Here is a 1428-nt window from a genome sequence, read left to right on the forward strand (position 1 = left end):
CCCGAGTCCGGTGCAGGGCGTCGAAGCGCCGCCGGCGCTGGTCGAAGCGCTGAGGCGCGCCAACGAGCGGGCCGAGGTCGACGTGCTGCTGCTGGTGCGCGGCGGCGGCTCGCTGGAGGATCTTTGGGCCTTCAATGACGAACGCGTCGTCCGCGCGGTGGCCAATTCGGCCCTGCCCATCGTCTGCGGCGTCGGCCACGAGACCGACGTGACACTGTGTGACCTGGCCGCAGACCTGCGCGCGCCCACGCCCACGGCCGCCGCCGAGCTGGCGGCGCCGTCGCGCGCCAGCCTGCTGCAGCACCTCGGTGCGCTGGAGCGCAGCCTGACCCTGCGCATCGACCATCGCCTGCAGACCCTCGCCCAGCGCCTGGATCGACTCGCGCTGCGCCTGTCCCGCCCCAGTGACGTGCTGGCCCGGCAACGGCGCCTGCTGGATCTGCTGGCCCAGCGTGCCGGCGCGGCGCCACGCCGGCGCGTCGAGTTGCAAGGCCAGCGGCTGACCCACCTGGAGCAGCGCCATGAACGCGCGCACCACGAGATCCTGGCGCGCCAGCACACCCGGCTGGACGCGCTGCAGGCCCGGCTGCAGGCCCTGGACCCGCAGCATGTGCTGGCGCGCGGCTACGCCTGGCTGGACGACGGCGCCGGCGGCGCGGTGACGTCCGTGCATGCCTTGCTGCCCGGCGCCGAGGTGCGCGCGGTGCTGGCCGACGGCAGCCTCGACTTGCGCGTTCTGGGGGTAAAGCCTTCGCCGCAGGGGTGATTGGCTCTCCCTACAATCTTTGCGTTTCCCTTCCCCCCAACACCTGAGGACTCCACGATGGAACACACGCTGCCCCCGCTGCCTTACCCGATCGACTCGCTGGCCCCGCACTACAGCAAGGAAACGCTGGAGTTCCACCACGGCAAGCACCACAACGCTTACGTCGTGAACCTCAACAACCTGCAAAAGGGCACCGAGTACGAAGCCCTGACGCTGGAAGAGATCATCAAGAAGGCACCGAACCCGGGCCCGATCTACAACAACGCCGCCCAGATCTGGAACCACACCTTCTTCTGGAACTGCATGAAGCCGCAAGGTGGCGGCGAGCCCAGCAGCGCGCTGGCCGACGCCATCAACGCCAAGTGGGGCAGCTATGCCGCCTTCAAGGAAGCCTTCGTCAAGAGCGCCGTTGGCAACTTCGGCTCGGGCTGGACGTGGCTGGTGAAGAAGGCCGACGGCTCTGTCGACATCGTCAACACCGGCGCCGCCGGCACGCCGCTTACCGGCGCTGACAAGGCGCTGCTGACCGTCGACGTGTGGGAACACGCCTACTACATCGACTACCGCAACCTGCGCCCCAAGTTCGTCGAGACCTTCCTGAGCAATCTCGTGAACTGGCAGTTCGCTGAAGCCAACTTCGCCTGAGCGATTCGCCCCGAACA

Annotated in this window: 2 protein-coding genes; both read left to right on the top strand. The window is 68.4% G+C overall.

Going from position 1 to position 1428, the window contains the following annotated elements:
- The coding region (gene xseA / locus AC1DU6_RS31090; protein WP_477861982.1) for an exodeoxyribonuclease VII large subunit at positions 1-766 on the top strand (766 nt) is incomplete at its 5' end.
- A 57-nt stretch (positions 767-823) separates the two neighbouring features.
- Positions 824-1411 carry a superoxide dismutase gene (locus AC1DU6_RS31095; RefSeq protein WP_056197793.1) on the top strand — a complete coding sequence of 196 codons (588 nt, stop codon included), beginning with the start codon at positions 824-826 and terminating at the stop codon, positions 1409-1411.
- Positions 1412-1428: the final 17 nt, after the last annotated feature.

This window comes from Roseateles sp. P5_B10 (assembly GCF_056400485.1).

What these genes read in the sequence shown, in the direction of transcription:
- AC1DU6_RS31095 (WP_056197793.1), top strand. Translation starts at nt 824, where the DNA reads ATGGAACACACGCTGCCCCCGCTGCCTTACCCGATCGACTCGCTGGCC.